This is a genomic window from Enterococcus malodoratus (assembly GCF_027659535.1).
Lineage (GTDB): Bacteria > Bacillota > Bacilli > Lactobacillales > Enterococcaceae > Enterococcus_A > Enterococcus_A malodoratus.
This window is the reverse complement of record NZ_JAQDPG010000001.1, coordinates 328,013-346,851: the sequence shown is the minus strand read 5'-3', so window position 1 is coordinate 346,851 and position 18,839 is coordinate 328,013. Positions and strand designations below refer to the sequence as shown.

Below are 18,839 nucleotides of genomic sequence, written 5' to 3'. Positions count from 1 at the left end.
GGTTCCAGTTTTTTTATATCTATTAGTCGTTCAAGTTGTAACGCAATTTCATTTTTTCTGAACCTGAGATGACCATATCGCCAAATAGTTTGGTTTGACGAGTGAAAGATTCTTCTGCTAATTTTTCATTGGCAGCTTCCAAGAATTTTTGGACATCAGATTGATCTGCAACAGCCTTGTCGGTTTCATTTTGAATACCGTGGTAGGCAGACATTGCTTGCAATTCAAAGGTATTGCGGAAATCAACGTAGAAATTGTAATCCGTATCCCCAAGTAAAGCAGTTGCACAGCTTAACCAGTACATATTATTCATGTCAAAAGTACCAGTCGCATCTTTATAGCATGCTGGTGTGTCATTAACATTTGAATAGAATGGCACGACAGTATTAAAGGTATTCGCACCATAAGCTAACCAATGAACACCGGCGATTTCAGCTGGTACACCGTTACGAATTTGTAAAATGTGTACATTGTGGTTACGGTTGATCCCAATTGGACGAATCAAGGTTTTTTCTGCTTCTGTCCCGTCGCCGTAAGGATCGTATTTCGTGTTTTCAAAGTGAGAGCTTAACACAAATTTCACGTCTTCAATGGAGATTTTGCGGTTCGCATGACAAATGAATGGCAAATCTTGATCCATTGGGTCTTGTTCCACTTCAGGAGTGAAATATTTTTGACCGTACCAAGCACGCGGATTATTATACACTGTATCTTTAATAGAAGAACTACCAAAAATGTGGCGCAAGTTGTAGCCTTCAAAATCTGGATTCAAGTGATTGTCTTCAATCAATGCTTGCAAATCATCAGAGCAAAGCGTATCAGCAGAATCAAAATCAAAGTCGTCGATATTCATGCGGTTTGGTGCAACTACGTAGGCATCATCTGGGATACGTACTGCTGCCCAATGATGGCCGCCGATTGTTTCCAACCACCAAACGTCATCTTGATCAGAAAAAGCGATCCCATTTGGTTCGTAAGTTCCGTATTGTTTTAGCAATGCGCCTAAACGTTCAACGCCTTCTTTGGCACTGTGAATATAAGGTAAAACTAAAGTAACAAGATCTTCTTCACCAATCCCGCCTTCCACATAAGGATCGATTCCTTGAATCCGTGGATTAGTTGTGATTGTTTCAGTTGCAGACATCGCGATATTTTCGCTGTTGATCCCCGCAGCTGGCCAGATACCATTGGTTAAAATAGAATTTGGCATTGATGTGTAACGCATTGGATTGTCAGGCAATTCAACTTTCACACCGCTGATTACTGCTTGATAGTTTCTTGGCTGGTCTTCTGGTTGAACGACCACAAAACGTTGTGGGTCTAGAGCTTCATGCCCATCATCGTTCCTTGAAATAATAGTTGAGCCATCGATTGATGCTTTCTTTCCGACTAGTACAGTGGTACATGAACCTTTTACTCTTTTTGTCATACTTGAAACACTCTCCCTTTTCATGGTATCTCAAGTATAACGCTAAAAAAATTAAACACCAAATGAAACCCTATTGGAAGATTTCGGCTACTAATTTTCCAGTTTCTGCTGTTCCCTGTTCTTCTAGTGAACGGACAATTTTCGAACCGATCACCACACCATCGCAGACCTGTTGGAAGTTTTTGACCTGCTCGCTCGTTGAGATGCCAAAGCCCGCCAATACCGGAATTTTGCTGGCTGACTTAACCTTCGCTAAATGCTCCATCAGATCCTGACGGAAATTTTGATCCGTTCCGGTTATTCCATTGACTGTTACTGCGTAAATGAAACCTTCCGCCTCTGCAGTCAACTCCTCGATCCGTTCCGTGGGACTCGTTAAGGAGACTAAGGTCAACAAGGCCATCTCACCTAAATCTGGTGTTACCAAATTGCGATGCTCATAAGGCAAATCTGGAATAATCAAACCTTGAACGGCCGTCCCCTGCAAATCATGCACCAGCTCCTTGACCCCATAATGGAAGAAAGAATTACTGTAGCCCATCAAGATCAACGGCACCTCTGAATGGATTTCATGCAATGTTGCGATCAATTTTTTCAAGGTAACTTGTTGGGCAAACGCTCGCAATCCCGCTGCTTGTATCGTTGGCCCATCTGCGACTGGATCGGAAAAAGGGACACCTAGCTCAATCGCAGCAGCCCCCTGTTCGGCCAGCATCGCGATTTCTTCTGCTAATTTATCTAAGCCTTGTGCGCCCGCCATAATATAAGGCACGAATAATTTTTCTGTTTCCGCTTTGTTTTTTAAGGTTTGCGTCAATGGTTTCATTTTGCTGCCTCCATTCGTTCTTTGATTTGCTGAACATCTTTGTCCCCGCGACCGGAAAGATTCATGACGATGATTTGATCCTTTTCCATCGTCGGCGCCACCTTCATAACTTGTGCTAAGGCGTGAGAGCTTTCCAACGCTGGAATAATCCCTTCTAATTGAGAAAGATAATGAAATGCTTCAACCGCTTCATCGTCATTGATCGCCGCATATTCCGCCCGGCCATTATCATGTAGAAATGAATGTTCTGGACCGATTCCAGGATAGTCCAAGCCAGCAGAAATCGAGAAGGCTTCTAACACTTGACCATCATCATCTTGCAGCAAGTGCATTTTTGCACCATGCAGAACACCTACACTCCCCTTATTGATCGAGGCCGCATGCTCATCGGTATCTAATCCATGTCCTGATGCTTCAACCCCCATTAATCGAACGTCTTCGTCTTCGATAAACGGATAAAACATCCCCATCGCATTGCTTCCGCCGCCGACACAGGCCATTACCAAATCAGGCAATCGTCTTTCTGCTTCCAGAATTTGTTTACGTGTCTCGATACCGATCACGCTTTGATAGTCTCGAACGATCTCAGGAAATGGATGCGGCCCTAAAACCGAACCCATCACATAATGGGTGTCCTCAACCGTTGCGACCCAGTAGCGTAAAGCCTCATTCACGGCATCCTTCAAGGTCTTGCTGCCGGAAGTCACACTTTCCACTTTTGCCCCTAAAAGCTCCATTCGAAAGACATTCAGGGCCTGACGCTTCACATCGACTTCACCCATAAAGATTGTACATTCCATTCCGAATAACGCAGCCGCGGTGGCCGTTGCCACGCCATGTTGACCCGCGCCAGTTTCAGCGACAACTTTGCGTTTGCCCATCTTTTTAGCTAACAATACTTGTCCTAAAGCATTATTAATTTTATGTGCGCCAGTGTGATTCAAGTCCTCGCGCTTCAAATAAATTTTGGCTCCGCCTAAATCATTGGTCAAACGTTCCGCAAAATAAAGTGGATTTTCCCGACCTACATATTGCTTCAGATAGTACGTCAACTCTTTTTGAAATTCTGGATCTTGCTTTGATTCCTCGTAAGTCGCTTCCAATTCTTGGATCGCATACATTAATGTTTCGGGAACAAACTTCCCGCCATATTCTCCGTAGAAACCTTCCTGATTCGGTTCTTGATACATGAAATCACTCCTTAAATTTTCTTTTCTTACATTCATTTATTTATAAATTTAAAAATCACTGATAAAAAAGGAATGATCTTCACTCCGTATATCTGCTATTTCTTGGCATCTGCTGCTTTTACCGCTTGGCAAAAGGCGACGATTTTTGCTAAGTCTTTTTCGCCGTCAGTTTCGACCCCGCTGGAAACATCTACTACCCGCGGTTGAAAGAATTGGATCGCTTCTCCGACATTTTCAGCCGTTAATCCACCTGCTAACCAGAGCCTCTTTTTGGGCAGATGTCGCTGATCAACCAGTTGCCAGTCAAAGGTCTGTCCGTTTCCGCCCATCAGTTTTGCTGGCGGTGCATCTAATAAAAAATGCGGATACTGAAAGAAATAAATCGACTCCTGATCTTTGATGCTGAAGGCTCGAATGATTGGTCGAGAAAGCTCTGTTAAATCTGATTTCCCGTGAATTTGAATCATATCCAAGTCAGCGATAGCGGCGATTTCTTCAACCTCTTCTTTCTGCGGTGAAACAAAAACACCGACTTTTTTAATTTCCTGCGGCAAATCTTTTGTCAAATCGCGAACCTTTTCTGGTCGCACCTGTCGAGGACTTTCAGCAAAAACAAAACCAAGATAATCCGCGCCAGCCATTACCGCTGCTTCGATCGCTTGTCGGTTTTTCAGACCACATATTTTGATTTGCGTCATTCTCGACTCACCCGCAATTCGGTGATTTTTTCTGCAGGGTCCTCCGCTCTCATCAACGTCTCCCCGACAAGAATCCCCTGATAAGCCTGTTTGATTTTTTCAACATCCCCGCCTGTCCTAAAGCCGGATTCACTGATATAGAGCGTGTCCCCTTCCAGCTGGGCCAAATCCAAACTAGTTTGGATCGAAACATCAAATGTTTTCAAATTCCGATTATTGATACCGATGATTTTTGCACCAAGCGCTTGAGCCTTGCTCAACTCCTCTGCATCATGCACCTCAACAAGTACTTCCAGTCCACGATCTTGCGCTCCTTGATAAAGTTTTGCCAAGCGCGAAGAAGATAAGGCGGCGACAATCAGCAACACGATACTCGCTCCGGCTTTTTTCGCTCGGTCCAACTGCCGTTCATCGATGATAAAATCTTTGCATAAAAGCGGAACTTCAACGACCTGTGCAATCGCAGCCAGATCATTGATTCTACCCTTAAAAAACACTGGATCGGTCAATATCGAAATCGCACTGACTCCGGCTTGCTCATAACTTTCGGCCTGCTGCAAGATATCTACGTCTTCATTAATCGTTCCTTTTGAGGGAGAGGCACGTTTGATTTCACCGATCACATGCATCCTTTCAGGGTGTTCTTTCAGCATTTGATAAAAGGAAGGACGCCGCTTCGTACGAACTTCCTGTACAGCTGTTAGGTTTTCAACCTCTTTTTTCTTTTCTCGCAAGATTTTTGTCAAAAAGTCCATTTAGGCCACCTCCTGTTGTTTAGTTATCAACTGTTGCAGCCGATCGTAGGCAGCCCCGGAAAGAATTGATTGTTCTGCCTCAGTAATCCCGTCAGCCAAGGTTTTCACTCGACCGTTGGCTAGAAAACCTAATCCAGCATTTAGCAAAACAGTTTCATAGTAAGCAGATGGCACGCCTTTTAAGACAGAAAGTAGTATCTCTTTATTTTTCTCAGCCGATCCACCAACGATTCCGGCTAATGGAACCTTTTTGAAGCCAACTTCTTCTGGATCAAAAGAAAATTCTTCAACTACATCATTTTGATAAATCGCGCAATGAGTTGTGCCAGCTAGGTTCGCTTCGTCCATACCACCGTGTCCATGAACCACGATCGCTCGTTTCCGTCCTAACTGCCCCAATGTTTTCGCCGATTCGACTAGGGAATCACCCGCATAAGTCCCCATCAATTGATGTTCTAAAGGATAAGGGTAATGATTGGACCCAATAAGTTGAAAATCGTCGGTGTCGCTAGCTCCTTGCGAATATGCATCACCGCACCCATGGCAGGATGCAATGTTGGTGCAAAAAGAAACGCGATTCCAGCTTCCTTCAATAAATAATCAATTTTCCCAGGACTGACCGTCAATGAAATCCCTAATGCTTCTAACACGTCAGCACTGCCGGATTTGCTGGAAATGCTGCGATTTCCATGCTTCGCCATGGGAATCCCGCCGCCTGCTAAAACAAACGCTGAAGTCGTACTGACATTAAAGCTATGCGAGTGATCACCGCCTGTACCGCAATTGTCCATCACGCCAGCCGGCGCTGATAACATCGGCGTCCCTTTCCCCTGCATGACTTGAGCCAAGCCTGTCAACTCCGCTGCCGCAACGCCTTTAACTTTTAATCCAACTAATAAGCCGCTGATTTGGCTATCCGTCAATTCTTGTTCAAAGATCGCTTTGCCCAGCTGCTGCATTTCATTGATGGTCAAATCTTTTCCACGATAAACTTTTTCAAATAATTCCTGCATGTTAAATCCCTGCTTTCTGTAAAAATTGAGTGAGGTAGCTGGCGCCATCTTCTGTTCCGATTGATTCTGGATGGAATTGCAGGCCAAATACTGGATAGCGTTTGTGACGAATTGCCATGATACAGCCTTCTGCCTGATCAGTTACTTCCAAATCCTGCGGCAATTCTTTTGGATCAATTACCAGCGAGTGGTAACGCATCACTTGGCGATCCGTCTGACCTTGCAGGCGTGATTGTTTGCCGTGCATGATGGTAGGGGCACTGACAATTTTTCCACCGAAAACTTCACCAATCGCCTGATGACCAAGGCAAATTCCTAAGATCGGTTTCCTGCGATAAAAACGACGAATCAGCATTTCCATCTTTCCTGCTTCTTCTGGTCGTCCCGGTCCCGGCGAAAGTACGATTGCCGAGGCCTTTTCCGCCGTTGAGAACAATTCTGGATCGTCGTTTCGTAAAATTTGCAGATCCTCTGGTAAAAGCTGAACCAGATTATAGGTAAATGAATCATAATTATCGACTAATAAAATCATTGTCCTACCTCCATCAGCGCTTTGGCTTTTTGTAATGTTTCAAAATATTCACTCGTTGGCTCCGAGTCGTAGACGATTCCCGCCCCCGCTTGCACATGTGCTCGCTGATCCTTAATGACCATCGTGCGGATCGCAATCGCAAAATCAGCCTGATCTTTTTGGTCGAGAAATCCGACAGCTCCCGCATAGATCGAACGTTTGACTATTTCCCATTGATAGATGCGGGTCATCGCCCGAATCTTGGGCGCACCGCTGACCGTTCCAGCTGGCAGTGTCGCCTTCAACGCATCCATCGCCGTCAAATTAGGCTTTAACTTCCCTGTCACTACAGAAACTAGATGCATCACAAAACGATAACGTTCAATGGTCAAGTATGTCGGCACAGTCACAGACCCGCGAACAGCAACCTTGCCTAGATCATTTCTCCCAAGATCAACCAGCATTCGATGTTCCGCGATTTCCTTCGGATCATTTTGCAGCTCATCTGCCAACGCTTCATCTTCCTGTGAATTCTCTCCACGCTTTCTAGTCCCCGCAATCGGATTAGTCGTCACTCGCTCCCCTTCAACGGTGACTAGACTTTCCGGCGAACTGCCGATCACTTGAACCTCTGGAAAATCCAAATAGTAAAGATACGCTGAAGGATTGCTTTTTCTCAACTGTCTAAAATAAGCAAAAGGATCGATTGAAAACTCTGCCGACAAACGCTGGGAAGGGACTACTTGGAACAGATCCCCCGTAACAATTCTTTCTTTCGCCTGCCTCACGATCGTTTCAAATTCCTTTTGAGAGAAATTACTCGTAAAGTGCAACGGCTCCATTTCTAAATCAGGCAGGTTTATTTCCTGTTGAAGTCTTCGCTCTAATTCCTCTAAACGTCTATTTAACTGTTCTTCCGTGTCATTGCTGTAACTATTTCCAACCACCAATTTGCACATTTGATTTCGTTTGTCATAGAGCACATAGGATTCATATAGATAAAATTGCAGGTCAGGAAGATTCAGCTCATCTTGAGGAATCTCGCCGATGTTTTCGTAACAAGCCGCCACATCATAGCCCACATAACCAATAGCTCCGCCCTGAAACGGCAAGTCTGCTAGTTCCGCTTCAGCTGTCAGCACATGTTTTTCTAATTCCTTTAGTGGGTCTTCACATGGATAACTCTCCACGCCATCGCAAAAGTTCCCATTTTGAAAACTCAGTAGCTTGACCGGATCAAAAGCGATGATCGAATAATCCTGTGTCTCAGACCTTCGCTCAAATAGACACGTTCCGCGAGCTTCCAAGCTGTAATAGATAGTTAGGGGATTTAAATTTTTATTGGTGATCGCTTTTATTTTTTTCATGGTAAGACTCCTTAGAAATAGATTTGATGATTCAGAAAATTCTTTAGCGTTAAGAAAACTGATTAGCTGGTTCATTTTGTTTTCATTATTCGTACGATTCCTCTAAGGTATTAAAAATACCAAGTGGAACTCGTAGTTAACTCACAAGTTAGGTTTAGATTTTCCTAACGTAAAACTCTTTATTTTCGTACACATATCATTTTTCTAATCATGCTGAAGCATGAAGAAAAACTGACAAAAAAGCCCCCAAACCAAAGAAACTCTGGTTTGAGGGCGCAAATAGCACGGTACCACCTCTTTTTACTGTTCGAAAACAGCAACTCTAATCGTCCAACAACGATCGCACTCTATAACGGGAGCTCCCGTCGTTCCCTACTGTGATTCAAGAACGCTCCAACAAGTCCATTCACTAAGGAAAAAATGTTTCTTCTCATCAACCGAAACTTTCTGTGATTTTTTCTATCCTAGCTACTTCTCTTGTTTATGATTTGGTTTTAAATATTGTTTTAATAAATTAAATGAGCATCTGAACTCGCAGTTACCTCACAAGTTAGGTTTGGATTTTTCTAATCATGCTGAAGCGTGAAGAAAAACTGAACAGCTAGTTCATTTTGTAGTAATTATTTTGAGAAAAATAATCTTGTTTTAACAACGCATACGATTCCTCTAAGGCATTAAAAACTCGCAGTTACTTCACAAGTTGGGTTTGGATTTTCCTAACGTAAAATCCTCTATTTTCGTACACATATCATTTTTCTAATCACGCTAAAGCGTGAAGAAAAACTGAACAGCTAGTTCATTTTGTAGTAATTATTTTTCTCAGAAGAAAAAATAACTTTGTTTTCACTACGCATACGATTCCACTAAGGTATTAAAAATACCAAGTGGAACTCGCAAAAAAAGCCCTCAAACCAAAAAAAGCTTTGGTTTGAGGGCGGATAATCCACGGTGCCACCTCAATGGTATGCCAAACAAGGCATTTCTCATTCAGTCGTCCAACAACGACCTTACTCTATAACGGGAGTTCCCGGAAGTTCCTACTACTCTTTCAAAACTTCGTCCAAAAGTCCATTCGCATAATTCCCCCTACTGATTCGCAGCACCATCAGCTCTCTGAAAAGGTTCTTTTATGTTACTTCTCTTTTGTCAGACACTTATTTTTTTGAATACTACTCGCATTTTTTCGACTTGTCAATATTTTTTAGCCAAAAAAATCATTTTCTCCCAACCCTTTGACTGTTCGTAATTCACGGAACTTGTTAAAATAAGGGTATTGGAGGCGAAATCGGTGAAAAATCTTTTTTTTAAATTAATCAATTGGTTGCGCCATTTTTTAACGGGTTCTTTTTTCAATCGCAAAAATGTCTTACAGGCGTTTCCCGAATTCTTTGATACCGCCGTGGAATTGGCTTATCCCGTTCCAGGCCTAAAGAAAGCAACATCCCTCAATTTGAAAAATCAAAAAGAAAATTGTTCGGACATGACACCTCAAGGACTGACGTTAACGGAAAACTATCTGCTCATCTCTGCCTATTGTCATGACCATCAACATCATTCTGTCATTTACGTGTTGGATCGAATCACCGGTGTCAAAATAAAAACGGTCATCTTGCCTGATCTGCCCCACGCAGGCGGGTTAGCCTATGATCCGATCCATCGGAAAATCTGGATCAGCAACACTGCAGGAAAATACGCTGCTGTGGCGGCGATTCAGCTTACTGAGCTCGAAAACTATATGGATGATTCTGTCCCTATAACCTATCAGCAAAAAGTCACCCTAAAAGAATTGCCGCGGGCATCCGCTTTAACTTACGATCAAGGTTATCTGTACGTTGCTTTATTTACTTTGAATGAGCTTGGAAAATTCTGCTGCTATCCGATCGATGATCAAGGAAATTTGGAGGTCGCTGTTGAGAATACACTAGTCAAATCTCCTTATGATACTTTGGCGATTCCGCAAAAAATTCAAGGCGTGACCATCTACAATAATTTACTGCTGCTGTCGCAGTCTTGGGGCAAACAACCCGGAAAAATCTTTGTTTTCGATATTCAAAATACCGCTGATTTTTCTGATCTGGCTGAAACGATGAAAATTATCGACACGCCGCCTTATTTAGAACAGATTTATGTGGAAGGCAATCAGCTTTTTGCCTTATTTGAAAGTGGAGCGGCCGCCTATTGCAAGAAGACTCCTTATGTCATGAAAGAAACTGTGACCTTGGACCTGACAAAACTGCTCACAAAATAACCCACCAAAAAAAAATTTGGTAGGCTTTTTCTATTTCACTGTACCTAAGTAGACAAAACCATCCGGTGCCGCTGGAGCTCCTTTACTCAGTAAAAATTCAAATTCTTTGCCGCTTTCCTCAGTTGCCACAGCCAAATGACAGAGCGCGCTTCCTACATCCAAATCGGTCAGCTTGTACATCATCCCCGGCAGTCCATTGATCTTTTTCTGACGATAAACAAAGATCGCGCCATTTTTCGCGATAAAATACCATGGCTGTCCATTCAAACCAGAGGGAGCCAAACGTGCCGCCTCAATACGCGAATCTTTTCCTTCGGATATCTCCTTCATAGGTTTGCGATCAAAATCAGCTAGCGATCGGATGGCGGGTTCTTTGGGTTCACCAAAAGCCATCCCAATAATAAAATCAGCATCCGATTCTTTCGGCTTGATCATTCCGACCCAACGAGTCGCATAGCCTTGAGAATAAAGAAACAACTCTGCATGCTGAAATAAGAAACCCGCACAGGTATTTCTCAATTGCTGCTCTTCACCATAGATCAGAAAATAATGCGGCGCCTTTGGAACGCCCATTCCCTTGACCCCTTCTAGCCCCACTAATTTATAAGTGATTTTCGCAGCGGGTATCAACGGCTTAACCGTCTCGATAAAGGCCTCAATTTCTTTGAGTTTACTGTCCGGCAATGGTGTTGAAGTAAAATTACGAGTCGACTTGCGCGTAAAAATACTTGAATACAGCTCCATACAACTACCTCCTCATTCACATTCACTATTTTAACTATAGGCGCCATTGCAAAGAATCGCAATAAAAAGTAGGCGAAGGATCTCTTTTAAATGGTCTTTAATTGTCTCATCTAATATTTTTTTGTCAGATTGCTCAGCAAAGCCCACATTTCCGCCAATGAGGTCTCATCTTCTTCCGTTAACCATACTTTCCAGACGGTAAATGTTCCGGCAATAATAAACTTCATCTGATAATACTCTGATCTGTTTTGCGGCTGGATAAACAACTCTGTCTGCTGACTGAGGATATCAAAAAAGATACTGTCATAATCATGGTTGATTGCTTTTATCAAATCACTTTTCATGACTGAAAAAAATTCTGTAAGAATCACCAGCTCTTCTTCCCCGTGGGTCTTCTTTATTTTATCAAAAAAGGCCTCAAATTTTGGACAATAATACTGTTTTAATACATCTTCGATCGACTCAAAATTTCTGTAAAAGGCCATCCGAGAAACACCTGCCCGCTTAACAACCTCCATAACTGTCAATTTGTTAAACGATTTAGAATCAAGTAATTGCAATGTGGCTTCGGTGATGAAATTTTTGCTGTCTTCTTGCAATGAAATCGAATAATTTGTTTTTGCCATGAGCAGCCTCCTTGATCGTTACAAATTGATCGATGTGTAACCTATGATATCAGATCACTTGTCCTATGCTCTTTTAGATTATATAATCTCTCCAAGATAGTTACAAATGTAACCCTCTGGAGGGAGAAATATAGTATGAAAAAAGTAGCTTTAATCACTGGTGCATCTAACGGAATGGGCTTTGAAGCAGCCAAACTATTTGCTGAGAAGGGCTATTCTGTCGTTGCTGGGGCACGAAGAGTAGAAAAAATTCCTGTTGATAATAATATCTTGGCATTCAAGCTGGATGTTTCTGAGGTTGCCTCCAATGAAGCTTTTGTTCAATTTGCACTGCAAAAATTTGGTCGAATCGATGTCCTCATTAACAACGCAGGCTATGGAGAATTTGGACCCACGGAGGAAATAAGTTATGCCAACGCCTTATACCAATTTAAAGTGAACTACTTTGCCGCAGTCAATCTGGCACAATTAGTCTTGCCAACGATGAGAAAATAAAAATCTGGTCGAATCGTTAATATTAGTTCAACCGGCGGAAATGGCTATGTACCGCTTGGAGCGCATTATCATGCTTCAAAAGCAGCCCTGCAGCAATGGTCAGACGTGCTGGATACAGAAGTGAAACAATTCGGCATCCGATCTGTCATTGTACAACCCGGCGGAACGCAATCGGCCTGGAGTGAGATCGCCATGAAAAATGTCAAAGACAACTTAAAACCCGACTCCCCTTATGGAAAATTAGTAGACGGGATCGGAAACCTGTTAGGTAATATCAACTTGTCAGCTACTTCTAAAGACCTCGCCGAAGTATTCTATCAGGCCGCAACCGATACTCGACCAAAATTTCGTTATTACTATTCCCTTAGCGATCGGATGATGGTTTGGATAACAAGAAATCATCCACGAATCACACGTTTTGGCATGAATCAGTTTGTAAAAAGTGTTTTAAAAAAATAAGTGCTTTTCAAATAAAAAAATCCGCGAAAATCAATTTAGATTTTCGCGGATTTTTGTTTATAGATGTGACTTTTTTTAGTCAACATATTTAGAATCGGTATTATTCAACCACGAGTACCCAAGACCCATGACCAAGCCACCACCGATAAAGTTTCCGATTAAAGTAAAGAATAAATTATGAGCCACATTTCCTGCAGTCATTTCAGCGATCGTTCCATGAGAAGCAAAGTACGCTAGAGAAAAAGCTGGGAAGTTGGCAATCACGTGCTCATAGCCTAAGAAGGCGAAGATGAAAATGATAAAGATGATCGCCATAACCTTCGCTGCATCATCCTTCATTCGCAGACTTACCAACACAGCCGTATTCACGACGATATTTGCGAACATGCCTTCCACTAGAATCTGACTCGTAGATTTGGTCAGTTTAGACGCGATTCCGGTGAACATATAATTATCAGCCTCTAAGTGGCCAAACGGTGCTGTTAATGATAACAAGTAGCCGCAAAGCACTCCGCCGATCAAGTTAAACAAGATACAGGTAAACAATAATTTCAAAGCAAACGATACAGACATTTTTTTCTTATACACACCGATCGTGGTGTATAACATATTCGATGTCCCTAATTCTGCATTCATGAAGAGGATCATTACTAATGACCAGCTAAACATAAAGGCATAAGCCATTTTTTCCAAACCAGGAATCGCTTCTTGCATGCGAATGGCGATATAAAAAGCAATAGCCGTTCCTAAAGCTAAAAATAAACAAGCAAACATTGAACGTACTGCATAACGAGGCAAACTCGAGTTAAACAAATCAATTTTTTTACTAATTGAATATTCCAACTGTGACATTAATGTTGAGTTAGTTTTCACATGCTTTTCGCTTTCAGTCGCAGGTGTTTCTTCAATTTCCATAAATAAATCCGATTTCATAAGGTTCCTTCCTTCTTGGCCGAAGCCATAATGTAAGGGTATCATACAAGATTTCCATATTATTTTCAATGAAAATATGGAAAAAAATGAAATATTGAGAAAAATTGCACAAGTTATTTAATTTTTTGAGCAAAAACCGTATGATTAGAGAAAAGAAGCTGGAGGGATTTTAATGGTCAAACAAGTTTTAAAAGCAGAGGTTGAATCTTTAGGCGGATTGCAGCTGAAATGCTCCGCTCGCGGATTTGAGTTTATGATCGACGAACCAGAAAATGTTGGCGGAACCAATGAAGCGATGAATCCGTTAGAAGCACTGCTTTGCTCACTAGGTGCCTGTAAAATGATGGTGGTTCGGTTCTTTTATCAAGCAAAGCAGATCAAATTAAAGTCGATGCGGGTAGAAATCTTTGGTGAAATCGATTCTGATCGGCTGAAAGGCAAAACAGATATCAAAGTCGGTTTCTCAAAAATCATCACCAATTATTATATCGATGCCGACAATACGGATGAGGAAATTCAAGACCTCGTGGCCTTTATCGAAAAAACCTGCCCGGTCAAAGATACGATTGTCAATGCACCAGAGATGGAGCTTCATATCAATCCATAGCTTAAAAAGAACCCGCTAAAAGAAATTCTCTTCTTTTAACGGGTTCGTCAGTTTTACCAATCCATTTTCATTTCGTACTGATCACAAAAATGATCAAAGCCCAATTCTTCTAAATGTGCGATCAACTCCTGATCGGTAAAATTAATATTATGCAGTCGAACATCCTGATAACGTCCGCTTAGATTGACCATCAGCTGGCCTAATTCTGGCAATTTTCCTTCACGTCTTCCCCATTGCTTCACGTGCCCATTATCTTTTTGGTAAATAACGAACGCCTCGCATCGGTCTGGGGTTCCGGTAAACATAATCAGATAATCATCAGGGAAAAATTGAAGAATCTCTGTGCGATTTTCAAATGAGGGCGCATCATGCATCAATGGTACTAATTTTTCTAACGGAAATTCTTTGATCGGCAATTCTTGGAATTCTTCAGTTCCTTTTGCCGATTCTTTCGCATTTCCTCTAAAGCACGCATATTCTTTAATGACGTCTAAGCCCATTTTTCGATACGTCGCGACTGCCGGTTCATTGGTCTGGATCACTTCCAACCCATAATAAGCAAAATTGTGCTGCTTTAATAAGTCCATACAAAAATCCATCATTTTCGAATAAAGTCCTTTGCGGCGATGTGCCGGAACGACACCTGTTGCCGCATCAAAAGCGACCTTTTCTCCATTATAATCGCCCACCGCATTCAATAAAACGGCTATCAATTCATCCTCAACAAAGGCGCCGCAAGATAAATCATAGCGGACATTTTCACTGTGGAAGCGATGGTAAAGAGCCTCATCCCCCAATTCCATTTTTACATAGTAATCAGAAAAGGCATCTCTCATACAGGCGGCGACCTTAGAGAATTCTACACCAGATAAATCCTTGATTTCGTACATGTCACTACTCCTTTCTTTGCAAAAAAAAAGCTGAGCCGTATACCCAACAATTCTTACTGCTTTTACTCTAATCGTCTATTATCAGCATATCATGTAACCGTTTTATCTCACCGTTTAATGAGAAGCTTCTCACCATTAAAAAGGTTGTCCTAAGTGATTAGAACAACCTTTCAACCTATTTTATTAAACCGCTTCTTCCTCTGTTATTTTCGCCGGGGTACTGCCCTTTTTCGAAGCAAAGGAAAGAATGATTCCCAAAGCGATCGAACTGAAGGCCGCTACTACCACTCGTACATTTTCCGGCAGCAGAAAGACGATCGTGTGAACCGGAATCCAAAAACAAATTCCAACTTTCAGCCAATTGAAGGTTACAAAGGCTACCCAATCAATTTTTCCGATCAATCCTTTTAAACTCACCGGTTCTTTGGCTGCCGAAGTTTCGATCCACAGCTCCATGATCCGATGGAAGGTATTCATCGCTGGAGCAAAAGTCAAATTCATAATACTGCTGCCGCAGAAAGCTTGGACAACGGAAACACCCGCAAATGGCAATAGTTTTCCTGCTTGCGCCAGACCTGCACCGCCCATAAAGACTGGGAATACCAATGTCACCATACAGCCGATGATTCCCCAAACGACTGCCCGCAGCAAGACTTGTGACGAAAACTGATACTCGCCCGAAGCGATTCGCTTGCCAAACAGATCCCCCATAGTTGCTAAGATCGCAAATTGAATGAAGCCGCCGATGTAAGGATGGGCGCCGCTTGCCGCCAAGATGGAATCTCTGGTAGCGGGAATTACAAACAGCATGAGTAATCCAGCTAGTAAGAGCGCCCAAACAATGTCCCCTTTTTTCATTTTATCTCCTCCTATCACTTAGGCGGCTGGTAATCTTTGTCCATCACTACAACTGCCTTGATAACCTCGCCGCTGATAGAATCTGCTTCTGCCTGGTTGATGTTTTCAAAATCATAGTATTTTACAAATTGATCGAATGGAAACTCGCCGCGTTTGTAGAATTCGATCAAGTTTGGCAAATGGTATTTAGCGATTGTATCTCCGATCAATACACCGCGAACCTTTTTATTGCCGAAAACTAAATCGAAGAAGGTATTCACTTCAAAGCTCTTCTGAGTTACCGCCAAAGGCACGAAGGTTCCCGAATTACTAACGGAATGCAAAGCTTTGGTCATGACCGGTCCGACGCCTGTTGAGTCGATCACATAATCCAAGCCCCTTCCGTCGGTCAAATCCTTGATAAATTTTTCTGGATCATTTTCTTTGCTGTTAAAGATGTGACTCGCACCTAGTTCTTTCGCTTTTGCCAAGCGTTGATCATTGATATCGATCGCAACGATCGGATAACAACCAGCGATTTTAGCCGCCATGACAGCTGAGAATCCGACCGCGCCTGTTCCAAAAACTGCGATCCCTTCGCCCACTTTCGGCTGCAATACGCTCAACACCGCGCCGCTTCCTGTACCAAGTCCGCAACCTAATGGCCCCAACAAGCGCAGATCAACATCCTTATCCACTTTTACAACATTTGATTCTTCCGTCAAACTATACGTTGAGAAAGAAGATTGATTAAAGAAGTTGTTGACCTCGGTTCCGTCTTCAGTATGCAAAATGAATTCTCCTCGTGGATTTTTTCCAAGGTTATTCACGGTGAACCATTTTTCACAAGAAGATGGATGTCCTTCGACACAATGTTTGCACTCCCCGCAATAAGCGTAAGACAAGATTACATGATCTCCTGCTTCGACCGAGGTTACAGCGTTACCAACTTGTTCAACTATTCCAGCCCCCTCGTGTCCTAAAACATTGGGAAAGTTGATACTGTTGCCGTTTCTTTCTCCGTAATCTGACCGGCACAAGCCTGATGCCACGATTTTTACTAATACATCCTTAGATCCGACTTCCGCTAACTCTAATTCGGAGATTTCATATGGTGCCCCTTTTTCCTTTACTAATGCCGCTTTGATTTTCATTCGTGTTGCCCCTTCCTCTGTTTAATTACTATCCTTTTTATATCTAGTTTTATTTCAGTTATTTCTTTTCAGCGTACGAACCTGTTCTACGCAAAGTCGGACTGGCAAAATTGCTTCAACTCTTCTTCCCCTAATACCACACGCTCTGCCCCTTTTGATAGAGCGATCATCTCGTGTTCCCCCGGCACGGCGATGATCGGCGCGATAAATCCGACTCGTTTTTGTAATTCTTCAACAACCATTTGCGAATAAGCCACGCCACCAGTCAAGGCAATTCGATCGACAACGCCGTTGGTTACCGTTGCAAGGCTCCCGATGCCTTTAGCAATCTGATAAATATAACCGTCGTAAACTGTTTTTAACTCTTCATCGCCAGCCAAGACCCGCTCTTCGATTTTTCTGGCATCGCTCGTTCCCGCGTAAGATTTCAAACCGCCTTCCCGTTTGTAAAGTCGCAGCATTTCTTTTAAAGAACGTTCGTAACACAGCGGCATCAAGTATTTCAACGGCAAACCGCCTGTCCGCTCCGTTGAAAATGGGCCTTCATCATCCGAGATCAGGTCGATCATTTTACCATTCTGATGAATACTGATCGTATTTCCGCCGCCTAAATGGGCAACGATCAATACTGAATTGTGATAATCTAGACCTTCTTCTCGTGCAACCTTCATTGCCACCGCCCGCATGTTTAAGGCATGACCAATACTCTTTCGCTCAATTCCTTTTAAGCCTGAAATCCGCGCCACGTCTTCAAGTTCATCCACCGAGACGGGATCATAAATCAAAGCAATCGTTTTTTCGTTGCCTTGTTCTTTAATTTCATTAGCCAAAATAGCGCCCAAATTCGAAGGATGTTCGATCTGAGTCACATTTTTTAAATAATCGATCATCTCAGCGTTCACTTCATAAGCTCCCGATGAAACCGGCGGCAAGCTTCCGCCCCGTCCCGCAACGGCGTCTAGTTCCTTAGGGTCGATTCCTTCCTCTTTCATAAACGCCAATAGGATATCTCGGCGAAACTCCATTTGATCAACAACATTCTGAAATTTCCGAATCTCTTCTGTTGAGTGAGAAATCCCCTGTTCTTTGACGATTTCTCCATCCACATAATAGGAAACCTTGGTCGAAGTCGATCCGGGATTAATTGCTAAAATTTTCATCTGCGATCACCTCTTGCTGCAATACATAGCGACTAGAATCGAGTATGCTTTTTCTTCTTCAGTTGACCCGCGAGACACCATAACGATCGGTACGCTGGCCCCCATGATCAATCCGGCCATCTTCGCACCGGCCAAAATTGTTAAACTTTTTCCTAAAACATTCATTGTCGTGATGTCTGGCCCTACGACGATATCGGTGTCTCCGGCAACTGGACTATCATAATGCTTGATTGCCGCGACTTCTTTGCTTAATGAAAGATCCAATGAGATCGGACCATCGATCCAGCAGCTATCTGGTGCTTCAGCTTGGATTTCCTGCATAATTTCTTCTGCCTCTACACTAGAAGAAATTTTTGGATTGACTTTTTCCGCCGCCGCTAACAACCCGACCTTTGGCTTTGCGATTCCGATTTTATTCATTACTTCGATACCGTGCTGAATCAGAATTTTCTTATCCGCCTTACTTGGGGCGGTCACCATACCGCCATCGGTTGTCAGTAATAATTTGTGGTAAGCAGGTATCTCATTTAACGCCACATGGCTCAACAGCCCACTTTTGGCGATTCCATTTTCACGGTCAACCACTGCTTTTAAGAAGGTCCGAGTTTGAATATGCCCCTTCATCAAAAAGTCGATCTCCTTTTTCTGAACCATCTCTACACCGATTGAAGCGCACGCTTCTTCTGTATCTGCGGCAACAATTCGAGCAGAAAAATTGAATTTTGCTAGAATTCCCGTTATTTTTTCCTTGTCGCCAATCAAAATCGGCTCCAAAAAGTCTCTGACCTTTTCATTAAAGACCGCTTGAATGGTAACTTCATCATTGGCGCAAACGACTCCGATTCGGATTTTTTCATCACTGGAAAAATTTGTCAGCAATTCATCAAATTTTTGCAT

At 42.7% G+C, this 18,839-nt stretch carries 17 protein-coding genes, 2 pseudogenes and 2 other annotated features; of the genes and pseudogenes, 3 read left to right on the top strand and 16 right to left on the bottom strand.

Features of this window, described 5'->3' with window-relative positions; all coding sequences use genetic code 11:
• Positions 1 to 22: 22 nt before the first annotated feature.
• The 8 genes and pseudogenes from PGP85_RS01745 to trpE all read right to left on the bottom strand — a co-directional run bounded on the left by PGP85_RS01745 (position 23) and on the right by trpE (position 7,789).
• Positions 23 to 1,429, bottom strand: a complete 1,407-nt coding sequence (locus PGP85_RS01745) for a C69 family dipeptidase (RefSeq protein ID WP_090403796.1) — start codon at positions 1,427 to 1,429, stop codon at positions 23 to 25.
• Positions 1,430 to 1,499: 70 nt separating this feature from the next.
• Positions 1,500 to 2,255: a tryptophan synthase subunit alpha gene (gene trpA, locus PGP85_RS01740; protein WP_270325686.1), complete on the bottom strand. Its 756-nt coding sequence runs from the start codon at positions 2,253 to 2,255 to the stop codon at positions 1,500 to 1,502.
• Positions 2,252 to 3,445 carry a tryptophan synthase subunit beta gene (gene trpB / locus PGP85_RS01735; protein ID WP_270325685.1) on the bottom strand — a complete coding sequence of 398 codons (1,194 nt, stop codon included), beginning with the start codon at positions 3,443 to 3,445 and terminating at the stop codon, positions 2,252 to 2,254. Before trpB ends, trpA begins: the two co-directional genes overlap by 4 nt.
• Positions 3,446 to 3,540: 95 nt before the next feature.
• Entirely contained in the window at positions 3,541 to 4,143 is a 603-nt protein-coding gene (locus tag PGP85_RS01730) for a phosphoribosylanthranilate isomerase (RefSeq protein WP_270325684.1), read from the bottom strand.
• A complete protein-coding gene (trpC, locus tag PGP85_RS01725) occupies positions 4,140 to 4,898 on the bottom strand; it encodes an indole-3-glycerol phosphate synthase TrpC (protein WP_270325683.1) in 759 nt (252 codons plus the stop codon). The genes PGP85_RS01730 and trpC overlap by 4 nt, the downstream gene beginning before the upstream one ends.
• Positions 4,899 to 5,911, bottom strand: a pseudogene (trpD, locus tag PGP85_RS01720) (anthranilate phosphoribosyltransferase).
• Position 5,912: 1 nt separating this feature from the next.
• Positions 5,913 to 6,443: an anthranilate synthase component II gene (locus PGP85_RS01715; protein WP_010742124.1), complete on the bottom strand. Its 531-nt coding sequence runs from the start codon at positions 6,441 to 6,443 to the stop codon at positions 5,913 to 5,915.
• On the bottom strand, positions 6,440 to 7,789 hold the full coding sequence (gene trpE, locus PGP85_RS01710; protein WP_270325681.1) for an anthranilate synthase component I: 1,350 nt from the start codon (positions 7,787 to 7,789) through the stop codon (positions 6,440 to 6,442). Before trpE ends, PGP85_RS01715 begins: the two co-directional genes overlap by 4 nt.
• Positions 7,790 to 8,055: 266 nt before the next feature.
• Positions 8,056 to 8,282, bottom strand: a binding site (T-box leader).
• A 434-nt stretch (positions 8,283 to 8,716) separates the two neighbouring features.
• Positions 8,717 to 8,947 (bottom strand) — a binding site (T-box leader).
• Positions 8,948 to 9,077: 130 nt separating this feature from the next.
• Here trpE and PGP85_RS01705 point away from each other — a divergent pair.
• Positions 9,078 to 10,037 carry a YncE family protein gene (locus PGP85_RS01705; RefSeq protein ID WP_270325680.1) on the top strand — a complete coding sequence of 320 codons (960 nt, stop codon included), beginning with the start codon at positions 9,078 to 9,080 and terminating at the stop codon, positions 10,035 to 10,037.
• Positions 10,038 to 10,067: 30 nt separating this feature from the next.
• On the opposite strand, the gene PGP85_RS01700 is transcribed toward PGP85_RS01705, so the two are convergent.
• Positions 10,068 to 10,781, bottom strand: a complete 714-nt coding sequence (locus tag PGP85_RS01700; RefSeq protein WP_270325677.1) for a nitroreductase family protein — start codon at positions 10,779 to 10,781, stop codon at positions 10,068 to 10,070.
• A 110-nt stretch (positions 10,782 to 10,891) separates the two neighbouring features.
• Positions 10,892 to 11,407, bottom strand: a complete 516-nt coding sequence (locus PGP85_RS01695; RefSeq protein ID WP_010742128.1) for a TetR/AcrR family transcriptional regulator — start codon at positions 11,405 to 11,407, stop codon at positions 10,892 to 10,894.
• 135 nt (positions 11,408 to 11,542) lie between these two features.
• On the opposite strand from PGP85_RS01695, the pseudogene PGP85_RS01690 reads away from it, so the two are divergent.
• Positions 11,543 to 12,361: pseudogene (locus tag PGP85_RS01690) on the top strand (SDR family NAD(P)-dependent oxidoreductase).
• 75 nt (positions 12,362 to 12,436) lie between these two features.
• Here PGP85_RS01690 and PGP85_RS01685 read toward each other — a convergent pair.
• A complete protein-coding gene (locus PGP85_RS01685; RefSeq protein ID WP_010742130.1) occupies positions 12,437 to 13,294 on the bottom strand; it encodes a formate/nitrite transporter family protein in 858 nt (285 codons plus the stop codon).
• 172 nt (positions 13,295 to 13,466) lie between these two features.
• Here PGP85_RS01685 and PGP85_RS01680 point away from each other — a divergent pair, with 172 nt between their 5' ends.
• On the top strand, positions 13,467 to 13,901 hold the full coding sequence (locus PGP85_RS01680; RefSeq protein ID WP_270325675.1) for an OsmC family protein: 435 nt from the start codon (positions 13,467 to 13,469) through the stop codon (positions 13,899 to 13,901).
• Between the two features lie 53 nt (positions 13,902 to 13,954).
• On the opposite strand, the gene PGP85_RS01675 is transcribed toward PGP85_RS01680, so the two are convergent.
• From PGP85_RS01675 to PGP85_RS01655, 5 genes are all read right to left on the bottom strand, one after another.
• Positions 13,955 to 14,791, bottom strand: a complete 837-nt coding sequence (locus tag PGP85_RS01675; RefSeq protein WP_270325673.1) for a GNAT family N-acetyltransferase — start codon at positions 14,789 to 14,791, stop codon at positions 13,955 to 13,957.
• A gap of 183 nt (positions 14,792 to 14,974) precedes the next feature.
• Positions 14,975 to 15,649, bottom strand: coding sequence for a hypothetical protein (locus tag PGP85_RS01670; RefSeq protein ID WP_270325672.1), 675 nt, complete (start codon positions 15,647 to 15,649; stop codon positions 14,975 to 14,977).
• Positions 15,650 to 15,663: 14 nt separating this feature from the next.
• A complete protein-coding gene (locus PGP85_RS01665; RefSeq protein WP_010742134.1) occupies positions 15,664 to 16,782 on the bottom strand; it encodes an NAD(P)-dependent alcohol dehydrogenase in 1,119 nt (372 codons plus the stop codon).
• 86 nt (positions 16,783 to 16,868) lie between these two features.
• Entirely contained in the window at positions 16,869 to 17,942 is a 1,074-nt protein-coding gene (buk, locus tag PGP85_RS01660) for a butyrate kinase (RefSeq protein WP_270325670.1), read from the bottom strand.
• A gap of 6 nt (positions 17,943 to 17,948) precedes the next feature.
• Positions 17,949 to 18,839 carry a phosphate acyltransferase gene (locus PGP85_RS01655; protein WP_270326118.1) on the bottom strand — a complete coding sequence of 297 codons (891 nt, stop codon included), beginning with the start codon at positions 18,837 to 18,839 and terminating at the stop codon, positions 17,949 to 17,951.